General features: G+C 61.4%; 18 protein-coding genes. 13 read left to right on the plus strand and 5 right to left on the minus strand.

All coding sequences use genetic code 11. The features are described 5' to 3' along the window. Positions 1 to 45: 45 nt before the first annotated feature. A complete protein-coding gene (locus tag SC318_RS26125) occupies positions 46 to 417 on the minus strand; it encodes a DUF4870 domain-containing protein (RefSeq protein WP_320429017.1) in 372 nt (123 codons plus the stop codon). Between the two features lie 22 nt (positions 418 to 439). Continuing rightward, positions 440 to 1,162, minus strand: a complete 723-nt coding sequence (rph, locus tag SC318_RS26130; RefSeq protein WP_017526812.1) for a ribonuclease PH — start codon at positions 1,160 to 1,162, stop codon at positions 440 to 442. Between the two features lie 215 nt (positions 1,163 to 1,377). Here rph and SC318_RS26135 point away from each other — a divergent pair, with 215 nt between their 5' ends. The 6 genes from SC318_RS26135 (at position 1,378) to SC318_RS26160 (ending at position 6,688) form a co-directional block, all read left to right on the plus strand. Continuing rightward, complete coding sequence (locus SC318_RS26135; RefSeq protein WP_124388764.1) at positions 1,378 to 2,241, plus strand: YicC/YloC family endoribonuclease; 864 nt, start codon at positions 1,378 to 1,380, stop codon at positions 2,239 to 2,241. 10 nt (positions 2,242 to 2,251) lie between these two features. Then, on the plus strand, positions 2,252 to 2,872 hold the full coding sequence (gene gmk, locus SC318_RS26140) for a guanylate kinase (protein WP_103734154.1): 621 nt from the start codon (positions 2,252 to 2,254) through the stop codon (positions 2,870 to 2,872). 167 nt (positions 2,873 to 3,039) lie between these two features. Continuing rightward, on the plus strand, positions 3,040 to 3,303 hold the full coding sequence (rpoZ, locus tag SC318_RS26145; RefSeq protein ID WP_003176920.1) for a DNA-directed RNA polymerase subunit omega: 264 nt from the start codon (positions 3,040 to 3,042) through the stop codon (positions 3,301 to 3,303). Between the two features lie 60 nt (positions 3,304 to 3,363). Beyond that, positions 3,364 to 5,469 carry a bifunctional GTP diphosphokinase/guanosine-3',5'-bis pyrophosphate 3'-pyrophosphohydrolase gene (spoT, locus tag SC318_RS26150; protein WP_306490879.1) on the plus strand — a complete coding sequence of 702 codons (2,106 nt, stop codon included), beginning with the start codon at positions 3,364 to 3,366 and terminating at the stop codon, positions 5,467 to 5,469. Positions 5,470 to 5,508: 39 nt separating this feature from the next. After that, the gene (locus SC318_RS26155) at positions 5,509 to 5,889 is read left to right on the plus strand and encodes a deaminase RidA (protein WP_003176922.1); all 381 of its coding nucleotides are present in this window, start codon (positions 5,509 to 5,511) and stop codon (positions 5,887 to 5,889) included. A 55-nt stretch (positions 5,890 to 5,944) separates the two neighbouring features. Then, on the plus strand, positions 5,945 to 6,688 hold the full coding sequence (locus SC318_RS26160) for a hypothetical protein (protein WP_320429018.1): 744 nt from the start codon (positions 5,945 to 5,947) through the stop codon (positions 6,686 to 6,688). A gap of 62 nt (positions 6,689 to 6,750) precedes the next feature. Here the strand turns inward: SC318_RS26160 and SC318_RS26165 are convergent, their stop codons facing one another. Beyond that, the gene (locus tag SC318_RS26165) at positions 6,751 to 7,602 is read right to left on the minus strand and encodes an SDR family oxidoreductase (protein ID WP_320429019.1); all 852 of its coding nucleotides are present in this window, start codon (positions 7,600 to 7,602) and stop codon (positions 6,751 to 6,753) included. Positions 7,603 to 7,791: 189 nt separating this feature from the next. Between SC318_RS26165 and exbB the strand changes: the two genes are divergently transcribed. From exbB to SC318_RS26195, 6 genes are all read left to right on the plus strand, one after another. Next, the gene (gene exbB, locus SC318_RS26170) at positions 7,792 to 8,757 is read left to right on the plus strand and encodes a tonB-system energizer ExbB (RefSeq protein WP_320429020.1); all 966 of its coding nucleotides are present in this window, start codon (positions 7,792 to 7,794) and stop codon (positions 8,755 to 8,757) included. A 6-nt stretch (positions 8,758 to 8,763) separates the two neighbouring features. Then, on the plus strand, positions 8,764 to 9,189 hold the full coding sequence (gene exbD, locus SC318_RS26175; RefSeq protein WP_003195519.1) for a TonB system transport protein ExbD: 426 nt from the start codon (positions 8,764 to 8,766) through the stop codon (positions 9,187 to 9,189). Beyond that, entirely contained in the window at positions 9,186 to 9,932 is a 747-nt protein-coding gene (locus SC318_RS26180; RefSeq protein ID WP_320429021.1) for an energy transducer TonB family protein, read from the plus strand. The genes exbD and SC318_RS26180 overlap by 4 nt, the downstream gene beginning before the upstream one ends. A 158-nt stretch (positions 9,933 to 10,090) precedes the next feature. Further along, entirely contained in the window at positions 10,091 to 11,011 is a 921-nt protein-coding gene (locus SC318_RS26185; RefSeq protein ID WP_124388772.1) for a hydrogen peroxide-inducible genes activator, read from the plus strand. Positions 11,012 to 11,019: 8 nt separating this feature from the next. Next, on the plus strand, positions 11,020 to 13,095 hold the full coding sequence (gene recG / locus SC318_RS26190; RefSeq protein ID WP_320429022.1) for an ATP-dependent DNA helicase RecG: 2,076 nt from the start codon (positions 11,020 to 11,022) through the stop codon (positions 13,093 to 13,095). 77 nt (positions 13,096 to 13,172) lie between these two features. Next, positions 13,173 to 14,573 (plus strand): aminoacyl-tRNA deacylase and HDOD domain-containing protein, encoded by a 1,401-nt coding sequence (locus SC318_RS26195; protein ID WP_320429023.1) that lies wholly within the window; start codon positions 13,173 to 13,175, stop codon positions 14,571 to 14,573. A gap of 49 nt (positions 14,574 to 14,622) precedes the next feature. Here SC318_RS26195 and SC318_RS26200 read toward each other — a convergent pair whose 3' ends face one another. Beyond that, positions 14,623 to 15,003, minus strand: coding sequence for a helicase (locus SC318_RS26200; protein WP_320429024.1), 381 nt, complete (start codon positions 15,001 to 15,003; stop codon positions 14,623 to 14,625). 312 nt (positions 15,004 to 15,315) lie between these two features. Between SC318_RS26200 and SC318_RS26205 the strand changes: the two genes are divergently transcribed. After that, positions 15,316 to 15,768 (plus strand): hypothetical protein, encoded by a 453-nt coding sequence (locus SC318_RS26205; RefSeq protein WP_320429025.1) that lies wholly within the window; start codon positions 15,316 to 15,318, stop codon positions 15,766 to 15,768. A gap of 74 nt (positions 15,769 to 15,842) precedes the next feature. Here SC318_RS26205 and tagQ read toward each other — a convergent pair whose 3' ends face one another. Beyond that, positions 15,843 to 16,766, minus strand: coding sequence for a type VI secretion system-associated lipoprotein TagQ (gene tagQ / locus SC318_RS26210; protein WP_320429026.1), 924 nt, complete (start codon positions 16,764 to 16,766; stop codon positions 15,843 to 15,845). Positions 16,767 to 16,828 lie beyond the last annotated feature (62 nt).

Below are 16,828 nucleotides of genomic sequence, written 5' to 3' on the forward strand. Positions count from 1 at the left end.
GCACAAAAAAACCGACAGCGATGTCGGTTTTTTTGTGGGTGGCTATTATTTGACCAGGCGCCAGGTCAGAGGATAGCGATAGGCGATCCCCTTGTTGGCCTTGATACTGCCGATGATGGTCAGCACCACCGTGGCAATCGCCAGGGCAATCATCAGGAAGAAACCAATCACTGCGAAGGCCAGCACGATGCAAACGATCCAGGCGATGGCGACGGTGATCTGGAAATTCAGCGCTTCCTTGCCCTGATCGTCGATAAACGCATCCTGCTCCTTCTTCATCTGCCACAGGATCAGTGGCCCTACAACGCTGCCGAAGGGGAACACGAACCCCAGAAACGCCGCGAGATGGCACAACATCGCCGCCTGCCGCACTTCGTAGGAAGGCGCAGGCACCGGCATTTGGCTGTTGTCATTCATGGCGTTTCTCCTTGAGACCGGCTCAGTCAGCCAGTGCGGCGTTTTGCAGTTCGAAAATTTCATTCATGCCTTTCTGGGCCAGGGCCAGCATGGCGTTCAGCTCGGCCGGCTGGAATGGCGCGCCTTCGGCGGTGCCCTGCACTTCGATGAAACCACCGGTGCTGGTCATGACCACATTCAGGTCGGTCTCGGCGGCCGAGTCTTCCAGGTAATCCAGGTCCAGCACAGGCTCGCCCTGGTACATACCGACCGAGACGGCGGCGATCATCTGCTTGAGCGGGTCACCGCCCTTGAGGCCGCCACGCTTCTTGATCACCTTGAGTGCATCAACCAGGGCCACCATGGCGCCAGTGATCGACGCGGTGCGGGTGCCGCCATCGGCCTGGATCACGTCGCAATCGACGTACAGGGTCACGTCACCCAGCTTGGACATGTCCAGGGCGGCGCGCAGCGAGCGGCCGATCAGGCGCTGGATTTCCAGGGTACGCCCGCCTTGCTTGCCACGGCTGGCTTCACGCTGGTTACGCTCGCCCGTGGCGCGCGGCAGCATGCCGTATTCGGCGGTCAACCAACCCTGGCCCTGGCCCTTGAGGAACCGCGGCACGCCATTCTCGACGCTGACGGTGCAGATCACCTTGGTATCGCCAAACTCGACCAGTACGGATCCCTCGGCGTGTTTGGTGTAGTTGCGGGTGATGCGGATCGAGCGGAGCTGATCGGCGGCGCGACCACTTGGACGTTTCATAGGGGATACCTGTACTGAGGACAAAAACTGCCGAGCATTATAGAGCCGCCAGCCGATTCGGGGCACTTCTTAAAATCCGCTTACGAATACGCGGTCTATCGCCCATTGTTTGGGCGCACCCGCGCCACTGCGCTACACTCCTGCGCCTTCGCAGCCTGTCGGCTCCCATTTCATCATCATCCCGTATTTGCGGGACTGCATTGCGAGGTACCTCCATGGTGCACAGCATGACCGCCTTCGCCCGCGTCGAAAAAGCCGGCGCCCAAGGCACCCTCAGCTGGGAATTGCGCTCGGTCAACAGCCGATACCTGGAGCCACACCTGCGCCTGCCCGAGTCTTTTCGCGACCTCGAAGGCGCCGTGCGTGAAGCGCTGCGCCAGGGCATTTCCCGCGGCAAGCTGGAATGCACCCTGCGCTTCACCGAAGAAACCACCGGCAAACCATTACAGGTCGACCGCGACCGCGCCGCGCAACTGGTCGCCGCCGCCGAAACCATTGCCGGCCTGATCAAGCAGCCCGCCGCGCTGAACCCCCTGGAAGTGCTCGCCTGGCCCGGCGTGCTGGTGGCCGATGCCACCGACCCGCAGGCCTTGAACGCCGAAGCGCTGGCCCTCTTCACCCAAGGCTTGCACGAACTCAAGGCCGGCCGCGAGCGCGAGGGCGCCGAACTGGCCCGCCTGATCAACGAACGCCTGACGTCCATCGAAGCAGACGTCGTGACCCTGCGCGAACTCGTACCGCAGATGCTCGCCACCCAGCGCCAGAAGGTGCTGGACCGCTTCGCCGACATGAAGGCCGACCTCGATCCCGTGCGCCTTGAGCAGGAAATGGTGCTGCTGGCGCAAAAGAGTGACGTCGCCGAAGAACTCGACCGCCTGAGCACCCACATCCTCGAAGTGCGCCGCGTGCTCAAGTCCGGCGGTGCCGCCGGTCGGCGCCTGGACTTCCTGATGCAGGAACTCAACCGCGAAGCCAATACACTGGGCTCCAAAGCATTCGATCCGCGCAGCACCACCGCTGCGGTCAACCTCAAAGTGTTGATCGAGCAGATGCGCGAACAAGTACAGAATATTGAGTAAGGCAACCTCCATGACCCACAGCACCGGCACCCTTTACATCATTTCCGCCCCCTCGGGCGCGGGCAAGAGCAGCCTGGTCAAGGCCCTGACCGACGCTGACGAACAGATCCGCATCTCGGTGTCCCACACCACGCGTGCCATGCGCCCGGGTGAAGTGGACGGCGTGCACTATCACTTCGTCGAGCGTACCGAGTTCGTCAAAATGATCGAGCACGGTGACTTCCTGGAGCGCGCCGAAGTGTTCGGCAACCTCTACGGCACCTCCCAAAGCCACCTGCAGCAGACGCTGGATGAAGGCCATGACCTGATTCTGGAAATCGACTGGCAGGGCGCTGAACAAGTACGCCAACTGATGCCCAAGGCGCGCTCGATCTTCATCCTGCCGCCTTCGCTTGAAGCCTTGCATCAGCGCCTGACCAACCGTGGCCAGGACAGCGATGAGATCATCGAAGGCCGCATGCGTGAAGCCGTCAGCGAAATGAGCCACTACGTCGACTACGACTACCTGATCATCAACGACGATTTTGCCCACGCACTGGATGATTTGAAGGCGATTTTCCGCGCCAACCAGTTGCAGCAAAAGCGCCAACAGCAGCGTTTCGGCAAATTACTCGCCGAACTGCTTGGCTGATTGGCCCTTCCCAAAACCGCCGCAAGGGCTTTACATTGGCACTTGTAGCGGTTTTGCGAGGGCCTGTGAAAAATCAGCGCTTCCCTTAACGCTGGTGATTTTTTAAACTGCTCAGTCCGCTCGCCCAACCGGGCAGCGCGCATCTTGCATTCGCTCCGAGGAATACCATGGCCCGCGTAACCGTTGAAGACTGCCTAGAACACGTGGATAACCGCTTTGAGCTGGTCATGCTCTCTACCAAGCGTGCCCGTCAACTGGCCACTGGCGGCAAAGAGCCCCTGGTCCAGTGGGAAAACGACAAGCCTACCGTTGTAGCCCTGCGTGAAATCGCAGAAGGCCTGATGAGCTACGAGTTCATCGCCAACGCTGAAATCGTTGAAGACGAACCGCTGTTTGCAGCGTTCGAGGACGAGTCCAACGAGGCCGTCTAAGCCTATGCCTGGTCGACGTAGCACGGCGCGGGGTCACAGCCTTCGGCAGGAGTTCATACTTTGCCGAGCATAGACGCCCTCGCCGATCGCTTATCGGCCTACCTCGGCCCCGACCAGGTCAACCTGGTCCGCCGAGCGTATTTCTACGCCGAACAGGCTCACGACGGCCAACGCCGCCGTAGCGGTGAGGCGTATGTCACCCATCCTCTTGCGGTGGCCAATATCCTGGCCGACATGCACATGGACCATCAGAGCCTGATGGCCGCGATGCTGCATGACGTGATCGAAGACACCGGCATCGCCAAGGAAGCGCTCAGCGCGCAGTTTGGCGAAACCGTGGCCGAACTGGTCGACGGGGTCAGCAAACTGACCCAGATGAACTTCGAGACCAAGGCCGAAGCCCAGGCGGAAAACTTCCAGAAGATGGCCATGGCCATGGCCCGCGATATCCGCGTGATCCTGGTCAAGCTGGCCGACCGGCTGCACAACATGCGCACGCTGGAAGTGCTCTCCGGCGAAAAGCGCCGGCGAATCGCCAAGGAAACCCTGGAAATCTACGCGCCCATCGCCAACCGGCTGGGCATGCACGCCATTCGTATCGAATTCGAAGACCTGGGCTTCAAGGCCATGCACCCGATGCGCTCGGCGCGCATCTACCAGGCGGTCAAGCGCGCCCGGGGCAACCGCAAGGAAATCGTCAACAAGATCGAAGAGTCCCTGAGCCATTGCCTGGCGGTCGACGAGATCGAAGGCGAAGTCAGCGGACGGCAGAAACACATCTACGGCATCTACAAGAAGATGCGCGGCAAGCGTCGGGCCTTCAACGAGATCATGGACGTGTATGCGTTCCGGATCATCGTCGACAAGGTCGACACCTGCTACCGCGTGCTGGGCGCTGTACATAATTTGTACAAACCCCTGCCGGGGCGCTTCAAGGACTACATCGCGATTCCCAAGGCCAACGGCTACCAGTCGCTGCATACCACGCTGTTCGGTATGCACGGTGTGCCGATCGAGATCCAGATCCGCACCCGCGAAATGGAAGAGATGGCCAACAACGGCATCGCGGCGCACTGGCTGTACAAGTCCAGCGGCGACGAGCAGCCAAAAGGCACCCATGCCCGTGCCCGCCAGTGGGTCAAGGGCGTGCTGGAAATGCAGCAACGTGCCGGCAACTCCCTGGAATTCATTGAAAGCGTGAAGATCGACCTGTTCCCGGACGAGGTCTACGTGTTCACGCCCAAGGGCCGGATCATGGAGCTGCCCAAAGGCTCCACGGCGGTGGACTTTGCCTACGCGGTGCACACCGATGTGGGCAACAGCTGCATCGCCTGCCGCATCAACCGACGCCTGGCCCCGCTGTCGGAGCCACTGCAAAGCGGCTCCACGGTGGAGATCGTCAGTGCGCCGGGCGCGCGGCCAAATCCGGCCTGGCTCAACTTCGTGGTCACCGGCAAGGCGCGTACGCATATCCGCCACGCCCTGAAGCTGCAGCGTCGTTCCGAATCCATCAGCCTGGGCGAACGCCTGCTGAACAAGGTACTCAACGGGTTCGACAGTGCCCTGGACAAGATCCCGCAGGAGCGCGTGAACGCGATGCTCCACGAGTATCGCCAGGAAACCATCGAAGACCTGCTCGAAGATATCGGCCTGGGCAACCGCATGGCCTACGTGGTTGCGCGTCGCCTGCTCGGCGAAGGCGAACAGCTGCCAAGCCCCGAAGGCCCGCTGGCGATTCGCGGCACCGAGGGCCTGGTGCTCAGCTATGCCAAATGCTGCACACCGATTCCGGGCGACCCGATTGTCGGCCACCTCTCGGCGGGCAAAGGCATGGTGGTGCACCTGGACAACTGCCGCAATATCACCGAAATCCGCCACAACCCGGAAAAATGCATCCAGCTTTCGTGGGCCAAGGATGTCACCGGCGAATTCAATGTCGAGCTGCGCGTGGAGCTCGAGCACCAACGCGGCTTGATCGCCTTGCTGGCCAGCAGCGTCAACGCGGCCGACGGCAATATCGAGAAAATCAGCATGGACGAACGCGATGGGCGCATCAGCGTGGTCCAGCTGGTGGTCAGCGTGCACGACCGCGTGCACCTGGCCCGCGTGATCAAGAAACTGCGTGCACTGACCGGGGTGATCCGCATCACCCGCATGCGCGCGTAGTTCTTCAAGTAAGCCATCGCCTATTACAAGGAGTCATTCATGACCAAGACAGTAATCACCAGCGACAAAGCCCCGGCCGCCATCGGCACTTATTCCCAGGCGATCAAGGCGGGCAACACCGTCTACATGTCCGGCCAGATCCCGCTGGACCCAAAGACGATGGAACTGGTGGAAGGCTTCGAAGCACAGACCGTACAGGTGTTCGAAAACCTCAAGTCCGTGGCTGAGGCGGCTGGCGGTTCGTTCAAGGACATCGTCAAGCTGAACATCTTCCTCACCGACCTGAGCCACTTCGCCAAGGTCAACGAGATCATGGGCAAGTACTTCGAACAGCCCTACCCAGCCCGCGCCGCCATTGGCGTTGCCGCCCTGCCAAAGGGCGCGCAGGTTGAAATGGACGCGATTCTGGTCATTGAGTAAAACACCCGGCGCAGCCTCAACCGCTGCGCCGACTTCGTTTCAGAAGGATTTAGTCATGCGCAAAGCGCTTGTAGCCTCTTCGTTGTTCGCCCTGCTGCTCGGCGGCTGTGCCAGCAACCCTGCCGATCTGGATGTGAGCGGTACCTGGATCAACCAGGCCGCCATTGATGCGGCAGCCAAGGGCGGCCCTTTGCGTGAAGCCTTGCAGACCTTCGGCCCGAACCTGGAATGGGAGGTCAACACCAAGGCCTTGCAGGCCCGCTACTACAACGGTTTTGAAGTCGCGGAAGGCAAGCTGCTGAGCGAAAAGCCCGGCGCCTGGAGCGTGGATTTCTACGGCAGCTCCGCCACCGAGCTCAAGCGTAAGGGCAAGAAGCTGCTGCAGTTGGCCAACGACAATGAGCCTGAGCAGATGTTCGCCCGTGCGCAGGAACCGGCTCCAGAGGGCGCACCCCTGGGCGCCAACTTCGAGCGAGCGCTCTACGCCGCCTACATGGGCGGAGACTGGAAGATCACCGACGGCGTCGGCAATGGCGCCACCGTACAGTTTCAAGCCAACGGCAAAGTCGCCGGCCTGCCTGGCGCCGACCAGTATTCCCTGTGCCTGGCCGGGGATTGCGCCTCCATGAGCGGCGGTTACGACAGCCTCTGGCTACAGGAAAATGGCGTGGGCAACCCGTGGATCTTCGCGCGCAAAGGCAAGCAGCTGGAAATTTTCCAGGCAATCAACACCGCGCAGGCTGATGAAGTGCCTTCCTTCACGCCTGGTCAGCGCCAGTGGTTGCTTGAAAAGCAATAACCCCTGCGACACAGGTCCAAATGTGGGAGGGGGCAAGCCCCCTCCCAAATTTTGTCTGTCGCTCAACCTTTCAAAATGGCTGCATAACCTTCACGGTAGGTCGGATACGTCGGCTTCCACCCCAGCGCCTTGATGCGCGCATTGCTGCACTGCTTGCTGCCCGCACGCCGCACACTGGCGTCCTCGGACCACTCTGTCACGCCCAGATACCCGCGCAACCAGCGCACCACCTCAGCCAACGGCGCAGGCGCGTCATCGACACCGATATAAACCTTGTCCAGGGAACCGCCTTGCTCCACATGGCGCAGCAAAAACGCCAGCAAGCCCGCCGCGTCATCCGCGTGAATGCGGTTGCCATATAAAGGCGGGTCAATCGCCACGCGGTAACCCTGGCGCACCTGGGTCAGCAGCCACTCACGGCCCGGGCCGTAAATACCGGTCAAGCGCACAATGCTCGCCGGGATGCCACTGTTGAGCGCGACCTGCTCGGCTTCGAGCATGACCTGGCCGGAATACCCCTTCGCCTGGGTTTCAGAGGTTTCGTCGACCCATTCGCCGTTCTGCTGGCCATATACGCTGCTGCTGGACACAAACAACAGATGCTTGGGTTCCTGGCCATAATCCTGCAGCCACTCCAGCACATGCTTCAAACCCTGCACGTAGGCCGCACGATAGCCGGCCTCATCGTGGTCGGTCGCCGCAGCGCAATACACCAGGTAATCCACGCCGCCAATCGGCCAAGTCTCGGGGCAGTCCTTATTGAACAGGTCGCCAGCGATGCCAATCACGCCGTCAGGAAGGCGTGAAATATCGCGGCGCAGGCCATGAACCTCCCATCCTGCGGCCAGCAATTGGCTAGCCAGCCGACTACCCACATCGCCGCAACCGGCAATCACAACAGAAGGCGCAGACATCATAAAACTCCATTCTCAAAGGCGCAGATTAGCCGCGCGAGAGGATCAACGGCCAGTAAAAAGCGAAATAAAGTAACAGTGCCACTTTAGTTAACAAGAATTACTTGCAATAATAACCACCCATTTGTCCTCGACCCTCAAGGGTCTGGCAGGACGATCACCCATTATTTTCTCTCAGGTCCGGCCAGCATGACACGTCATACAAAACCCGCTTCGCCAACCAAGCCTCACAGCCCATCCCGCGCCTGGCGTGCGATTGCTGCGATGCTGTTCAGCGTACTGCTGGCGCCGACCGCCGCGTTCGCTGACGCCACCGCACCGGCCGCGCCCGCCGCTGCCGAACAGAATGTCACTGCCCCCTCCGCCGCGCCAGCCGCCACCGACCCGGCCCAGGCTGCAGCCCCTGCCGACCAAAACGGCGTCGTGCTGGAAGAAGACAACACCCTCGGCATGGCACACGACCTGTCCCCGTGGGGCATGTACCAGAACGCCGACGTGGTGGTGAAAGCCGTGATGATCGGCCTGGCCATCGCCTCGATCATCACCTGGACCATCTGGATCGCCAAAGGCTTCGAGCTGCTGGGCGCCAAGCGTCGTCTGCGTACTGAAATCGTCCACCTGAAAAAGGCCACCACCCTCAAGGAAGCGAGTGAAACCGCGACCAAGAAGGGCACCCTGGCCAACCTGCTGGTGCATGACGCTCTTGAAGAAATGCGCCTGTCGGCCAACACCCGCGAAAAAGAAGGCATCAAGGAACGTGTGAGCTTTCGCCTGGAGCGCCTGGTGGCGGCTTGCGGTCGCAACATGAGCAGTGGCACCGGCGTGCTGGCGACCATCGGCTCCACCGCTCCCTTCGTCGGCCTGTTCGGTACCGTGTGGGGCATCATGAACAGCTTCATCGGCATCGCCAAAACCCAGACCACCAACCTCGCCGTAGTAGCTCCCGGCATCGCCGAAGCCCTGCTGGCTACCGCCCTGGGCCTGGTTGCCGCGATTCCTGCGGTGGTGATCTACAACGTCTTCGCCCGTTCGATCGCCGGCTACAAGGCCCAGGTGTCGGACGCGTCGGCAGAAGTCCTGCTGCTGGTCAGCCGCGACCTCGATCACCTGCCTACCGAGCGCAGCTCGCAACCGCACATGGTGAAAGTGGGGTAATCGGCCATGGGCCTGCATTTGAATCAAGGCGACGATGAACTCGTCGAGAACCACGAAATCAACGTCACGCCGTTTATCGACGTGATGCTGGTGCTGCTGATCATCTTCATGGTGGCGGCACCGTTGGCCACCGTGGACATCAAGGTTGACCTTCCCGCATCCAGCGCCAAGCCGGCGCCGCGGCCGGAGAAGCCGATTTTCCTCAGCGTCAAGGCGGACCAACGCCTGTTCCTGGGCGAAGAAGAAGTCAAGGCTGAAACCCTGGGGCCGGTGCTCGACGCCAAGACCCAAGGCAAGAAAGACACGACGATCTTCTTCCAGGCCGACAAGGGCGTGGACTACGGCGACTTGATGAGCGTGATGGATGCCCTGCGGGCAGCCGGCTACCTCAAGGTAGGCCTGGTCGGACTCGAGACGGCAGCCAAGAAATGATCACGACGCGCCACAAACTGACGCGGTATGGCACCAGCCTCGCAGTCGTGCTGGGCGTGCATGCCGTCGCGATCATCATCGCCCTTCAATGGTCCGCGCCGCAGGCAATCCCGTTGCCGCCGGCCGCGATGGTCATCGACCTGGCACCGCTGCCGGCGCCACCGCCGCCTCCGGCACCGCCCAAGGTCGTGGCATCACCACCGCCACCGGTCGAAGAGCTGCCTTTGCCGAAACTGGCCGAGGCGCCCAAGCCGACGATCCAGGTGCCCAAGCCGGTCAAGCCCAAGCCCAAGCCGCAACCGCCCAAACCGGTGGAGAAGAAGCCCGATCCGCCCAAGGAAAAACCTTCCGAGGAGCCGCCGAGCGACACACCACCGAGCAACGCACCTGCGCAAAAATCCGCCCAGCCTGCTCCCGGTCCATCGGCGCAACAGCTGGCTGCCCAGGCCTCCTGGCAAAGCACCCTGCTGGCACACCTGCAGAAGTACAAGAAGTACCCGCCGAGCGCCCAGCAGCGTGGCAAGGAAGGCATGAACCGCTTGCGCTTCGTGGTCGATGGCGAAGGCAACGTGCTGTCTTACGAACTGGAAGGCCGCTCCGGCAACGCCGACCTGGATCGTGCGACGCTGGAGATGATCCGCAAGGCGCAACCCTTGCCCAAGCCACCCGCCGACCTGTTGAAAAACGGCAGCGTGGAGCTTGTCGCACCGTTCGTTTACAACATCGACAAGCGTCGCCGCTAGCCGGGCAATGTGGGAGGGGCCCGTCCCCTCCCACATACACCTGCGGCGAATAAGCAAAATTACCGACACTCCCCGCTCAATCCCTAACAAAGTTCTGATAACGTGCGTCTATCGATTGCAGCCGGTATGCTTGGCCCGCAACCTCATGGACGCCCGCTATGACTCTTACAGAATTACGCTACATCGTGACCCTCGCCCAAGAACAGCACTTCGGCCACGCGGCCGAGCGTTGCCACGTCAGCCAGCCGACGCTGTCGGTGGGCGTGAAAAAGCTTGAAGACGAACTCGGTGTGCTGATTTTCGAGCGCAGCAAGAGCGCCGTGCGCCTCACCCCCGTGGGCGAAGGCATCGTTGCCCAGGCTCAGAAGGTACTGGAACAAGCGCAGAGCATTCGCGAACTGGCCCAGGCCGGCAAGAACCAGCTGACCGCGCCGCTCAAGGTGGGCGCCATCTACACCGTCGGGCCCTACCTGTTCCCACACCTGATCCCGCAACTGCACCGCGTTGCGCCGCAGATGCCGCTGTATATCGAAGAAAACTTCACCCACGTGCTGCGCGACAAACTGCGCAACGGTGAGCTGGATGCGATCATCATCGCCCTGCCGTTCAACGAGGCGGACGTACTGACCCTGCCGCTCTACGACGAACCGTTCTACGTACTGATGCCGGCCTCGCACCCGTGGACCAAGAAGGACACCATCGATGCCGGCCTGCTCAATGACAAGAGCCTGCTGCTGCTCGGCGAAGGCCACTGCTTCCGCGATCAGGTGCTGGAAGCCTGCCCGACCCTGACCAAGGGCAACGACGGCGCCAAGCACACCACGGTGGAATCCAGTTCCCTGGAGACCATTCGCCATATGGTCGCGTCCGGCCTGGGTATTTCGATCCTGCCGTTGTCGGCGGTAGACAGCCATCACTACGCCCCTGGCGTGATTGAAGTGCGCCCACTCACGCCACCGGTGCCCTTCCGCACCGTGGCCATCGCCTGGCGCGCCAGCTTTCCGCGGCCAAAAGCGATTGAGATACTCGCCGACTCGATACGCCTGTGCTCGGTGGCCAAACCGCCTGCTGCGAGCTAAGTAACGGTATGACAGAGCTGTCGCAGGTGTCGGTGACCGCACTCAAGGGTGTCGGTGAGGCCATGGCCGAGAAACTGGCCAAGGTCGGCCTGGAAAACCTTCAGGACGTGCTGTTCCACCTGCCGCTGCGCTACCAGGATCGCACCCGCGTCGTGCCCATCGGCCAGTTGCGACCCGGCCAGGACGCGGTGATCGAAGGCACCGTCAGCGGCGCCGACGTGGTGATGGGCAAGCGCCGCAGCCTGGTGGTGCGCCTGCAGGACGGCACCGGTGGCCTGAGCCTGCGCTTTTACCATTTCAGCAATGCGCAGAAAGAAGGCCTCAAGCGCGGCACCCGCGTGCGCTGCTACGGCGAAGCCCGCCCTGGCGCCTCGGGCCTGGAAATCTACCACCCCGAGTACCGCGCCATTACCGGCGACGAACCGCCACCGGTGGACACCACCCTCACGCCGATCTACCCGCTGACCGAAGGCCTTACCCAGCAGCGCCTGCGCCAGTTGTGCATGCAAACCCTGACGATGCTCGGCCCGCAGAGCTTGCCCGACTGGCTGCCACTGGAGCTGGCGCGGGACTATCAGCTGGCGCCGCTGGCGGATGCGATACGCTACCTGCATCACCCGCCTGCCGATGCCGATGTCGACGAACTCGCCCTCGGTCATCACTGGGCGCAGCATCGCCTGGCGTTCGAAGAATTGCTCACCCATCAACTGTCCCAGCAGCGCCTGCGCGAAAGCATGCGCTCGCTGCGCGCACCCGCCATGCCCAAAGCCACGCGTTTGCCCGCGCAGTACCTGGCCAACCTGGGGTTCGCACCCACCGGCGCCCAGCAGCGTGTCGGCAACGAAATCGCCTACGACCTCAGCCAGCAGGAACCGATGCTGCGCCTGATCCAGGGCGATGTGGGCGCGGGCAAGACCGTGGTCGCCGCCCTCGCCGCCTTGCAGGCTCTGGAAGCCGGTTATCAGGTAGCGCTGATGGCGCCGACGGAAATTCTCGCGGAACAGCACTTCATCACCTTCAAGCGCTGGCTCGAACCGCTGGGGCTGGAAGTGGCGTGGCTGGCCGGCAAGCTCAAGGGCAAGAACCGTGCGGCCGCGCTGGAGCAGATCGCCGCCGGTGCGCCCATGGTGGTGGGCACCCACGCGTTGTTCCAGGATGAAGTGCAGTTCAAGAACCTCGCGCTGGTGATCATTGATGAACAGCACCGCTTCGGCGTGCAACAGCGCCTGGCCCTGCGCCAGAAAGGCGTTGGCGGGCGCATGAACCCGCATCAGTTGATCATGACCGCCACCCCCATCCCGCGCACGCTGGCAATGAGCGCCTACGCCGACCTCGACACCTCGATCCTCGACGAACTGCCCCCCGGCCGTACCCCGGTCAACACCGTACTGGTCACCGACACGCGACGCGTCGAAGTGATCGAACGTGTGCGCGGCGCCTGCGCCGAAGGCCGCCAGGCTTACTGGGTGTGTACGCTGATCGAAGAGTCCGAAGAGCTGACCTGCCAGGCCGCCGAAACCACCTATGAAGACCTCACCAGTGCACTCGGCGAGCTCAAGGTCGGGCTGATCCACGGCCGTATGAAACCTGCGGAAAAAGCCGCGGTGATGGCCGAATTCAAGGCCGGCAACCTGCAACTGCTGGTGGCCACCACGGTGATCGAAGTCGGCGTGGACGTGCCCAACGCCAGCCTGATGATCATTGAAAACCCCGAACGCCTGGGCCTGGCCCAACTGCACCAATTGCGCGGTCGCGTCGGTCGGGGCAGCGCCGCCAGCCATTGCGTGCTGCTGTATCACCCGCCGCTGTCGCAGATTGGCCGCCAACGGCTGGGCATCATGCGCGAAACCAACGACGGCTTTGTCATCGCCGAAAAGGACCTGGAGCTGCGCGGCCCGGGGGAAATGCTCGGCACTCGTCAAACCGGTTTGCTGCAATTCAAGGTCGCCGACCTGATGCGCGACGCCGACCTGTTGCCCGCTGTGCGCGATGCGGCGCAAGCGCTGCTGGAGCGCTGGCCGGAGCATGTCAGCCCATTGCTCAACCGCTGGCTGCGACACGGGCAGCAATATGGCCAAGTGTGACGCCGGACTCACTTATCCGACCTACACCTGTATCAAGCTGGTTATACTCCAATGAATGTAAGAAATTGGATCCGGCCATGTCAGAAGTTGCCCTCGCTACAGTCCCACTGACCGCCCCACCGGTCATTCGGGCACTGCTCGCAAAGCTCGCCATTCCCTACACGGAAGTCATCGAACAGACTGGCCTGAACCCTGCGCGAAAGGTCCAGGCGGTACTGCTCGAAGATGCCGTTGGCGCGCTCATGGTGCTGTTCCCCCAGAGCCAGTTGCTCGACCTCAACCGCCTCACCGAGCTGACCGGTCGCCGCCTCACGGCCGTGTCCCCGGAGCGCGTCGAGCGCATGCTGAGCAAACATGACCTGAGCCTGCTGCCGGGCCTGCCGCCACTCACCAGCTCGCCCTGCCTGTACGAAGGCAGTCTGCTCAACGAGCCGAGTCTATGGGTGCATTCGGGCGAAGCCGGGTTGCTGCTGGAGATCGCCAGCGAGCACTTCAAGACCCTGCTGACCAAGGCCAGTGCCGCGCAGTTCGGCGAGCCGCTGAGCAACATTCGCCCCAACCTCGACCGCCCCAATGATGACCGTGAGGAAATCACCCAGGCGATGCAGGCATTCACCGCTCGCCGAATCCAGCAACGCCTGGAAGCGACCATCGAAATCCCGCCGCTGGCCGACACCGCGCAGAAGATCATCAAACTGCGCGTCGACCCCAACGCGACCATCGACGACATCACCGGCGTGGTGGAAACCGACCCGGCCCTCGCCGCCCAAGTGGTGAGCTGGGCAGCGTCGCCCTACTACGCGTCGCCGGGCAAGATCCGCTCGGTGGAAGACGCCATCGTGCGCGTGCTGGGCTTCGATCTGGTGATCAACCTGGCACTGGGCCTGGCTCTGGGCAAAACCCTGAGCCTGCCCAAGGACCGCCCGCACCAGTCCACGCCGTACTGGCACCAGTCGATCTACACCGCCGCCGTGATCGAAGGCCTGACCCGCGCCATCCCCCGCGCCCAGCGCCCGGAAGCCGGCCTGACCTACCTCGCAGGCCTGCTGCACAACTTTGGCTACCTGCTGCTGGCCCACGTGTTCCCGCCGCACTTCTCGCTGATCTGCCGCCACCTGGAGGTCAATCCGCACCTGTGCCACAGCTACGTGGAACAACACCTGCTGGGTATCAGCCGCGAGCAGATCGGCGCCTGGCTGATGCGCTACTGGGACATGCCGGACGAACTGTCCACCGCCCTGCGCTTCCAGCACGACCCGACCTATGACGGGCAGTACGCCGAGTACCCGAACCTGGTGTGCCTGGCCGTGCGCCTGTTGCGCAGCCGAGGCATCGGTTCCGGGCCGGATGAAACCATCCCGGATGCGCTGCTCGATCGCCTGGGCTTGAGCCGTGAAAAGGCTGAGGAAGTGGTAGGCAAGGTGCTGGATGCAGAGGTGCTGTTGCGCGAGCTGGCGTCCCAGTTCACTCAGCCCTGACAGCAGCTGCAAGCTTCAAGTAGTCAGCTTCAAGCTCGCAGCTTGTAGCTCATCGCTTGGAGCTGCGTTTGCGCTTCAAATACTTGGTCAACCCCTGAAACCAGATCACCAGCGCCGGGTTGCCCTTGATCTGGATCGACTTGTCCTGAATTCCCGTCATGAACGCCAGTTGCTTGTTCCTGGCCTGCATCGTGGCGAAGCCGTAGGCGGCATCCTTGAACGCAATCGCGAACGCCGGCGCTGGGTGTACACCCGAGCGGCTGGTGATGCGCTGGTCTTTGACGATGAAGTGACGGGCAACCTTGCCGTCGAGGGTCTGCAACTGAAAGGCCAGGTCTTTGTCACCTAGCTGCTGCTGGAAGGCGGGGTTGGTGCGGCTGGCTTTGCCCATCATCAGGCCCAGCACCCACAGGAGAAGACGAAATTTCATAGATGCACAGCCTCAGAAAAATGAACGGCCGGCGCAGTTTAGCGATTCGGATATGGAACACCAACACTGTTTCGTATAAGCGACGACCCCACCTTCACATCAAGCGCTAATGACTGACAAGTCACAATTAAACCCTTCACTCCTGCTCAAATATCAAGCCCGGCTCGAACATTTCGCCATAAACCTTATTCCAAACTCGTATTGCAAACTGTCAACAATCACAGTGATGTGCTATGTGCCGCAATGATTAAAGTGACCTCGGAAGTATCAATCACTCACCCCAGAGTCATCCATGATTAAGAGGGCTTTGATATGCAAAAAACTACAGCTTCGCCGAAGTTCCTGCACGGACATCATAACGCTACGAAAACCAAAGGCTCGCTGAGTATCGCCATAGGCATGATCCCCCTTCCCCCGTTCGAGAAGTTCAGTGCGACTGAAAATATACTCATGCGATACAACGAGGATTATCTTGAAGTAAGGGCGTATGTCGATGACTACCCTCACTTGAGTTTCTGGATTTTAATTCACACTGACGATCTATACGACGCACAAACACTACCGGTACAACCTGATGGGATTCCCGGAACAGCTTATGCCGGCTTTATGGCCAATGAGTTATACAACGGTAATCAAGGACAACTTGTATATTGCTACGATGAAGCAACGCAAGTACTGGAAGGTACGTTGCACTTTGACGCTTCGCCTTACCGGTTTACCGGTGGCAAATTCCGCATCAAGGGCCTGAACCCCCCTGTGAGATAAATGTGTCGGTGCATATAAAAAACGCCAGTCGGTTAGCCCGACTGGCGTTTCATGTTGCTACGACAAAAGCTTGATTAAACGTTAGGGCAAGGCACCGGTGCCCAGTCGGCCAGGTTCGGATCGCGGCAGGTGCCTTCGATCTGAGTCTTGCCGGCAGTGACGACCTGCTTGCTTTCAGCTTGCTTGGCCTGGACGGTCTGGATGCTCCGCTCGGTGGTCACCGCTTCTTTCGGCACGGTCGGGAGGACTTGCTTCTTGGCCGGCTTGACGGCTTTCTTGCCTTTGGCCGGAGCGACCACTGGCGTGGTGTCGGCGGTGGCCACGGTGACGACGTCGCTACGCTGCACGCCAACCTGCTGCAGGTCTTTCTCATAGGCCTCGGTGTAGTTGTTCAGGTCTTCGCTGGCTTTGCCGTTGACCGCAACGATCAGGTCATTGGATTCCTTGAGGCCCGCAACGATTTCCGCCAGGCGCTTGCGGCCTTCGGTGTCGTTGACGGTCTTGGCCTTGCGGTCTGCCACCAGCTTGGTGAATGCGCTCTGGTAGCACTGCTGCGATGCCTTGGCGTAGGCGGTGCTGCGGTCGATGTCCGACGCGCTTTTGTTGAAGTCGGTGGAGTAGGAAGCGATGCGCTGGTTGTCATCGCTGATCTGCTTCTGACGCTCGGTGTAGTAGCCCGCTGCGCCACCCGCCAGGGCGCCGCCCGCTGCACCGATCGCGGCGTTACGGCCGCGCTTTTCCTTGTCGCCGGTCAGGGCGCCCAGCAGTGCACCACCGGCTGCGCCGATGGCGGCACCGGTCACGACCGACTTGGTCATGTTCGAGTCGGTAGCGCGCAGGTGCTGCACGGGCTCGTAGCAGTTGGGGTAGTACTCAACCTTGGTGCTCGACGCGACCTTGGACGCAGGCGACGTAGCGCAACCGGTCAACACGGTGCTGAAACCGGCCGCGATCAGCAGCAGGTGACGCTTGGAAACCGACTTACGGGAAAAAAGCATAGGTGTGATCTCGATTAAGTTTGACTTGCCCAGCACGGCCCACCGCCGCCTGAGTCCCTTCC

The organism is Pseudomonas sp. MUP55, assembly GCF_034043515.1.
Classification (GTDB): domain Bacteria; phylum Pseudomonadota; class Gammaproteobacteria; order Pseudomonadales; family Pseudomonadaceae; genus Aquipseudomonas.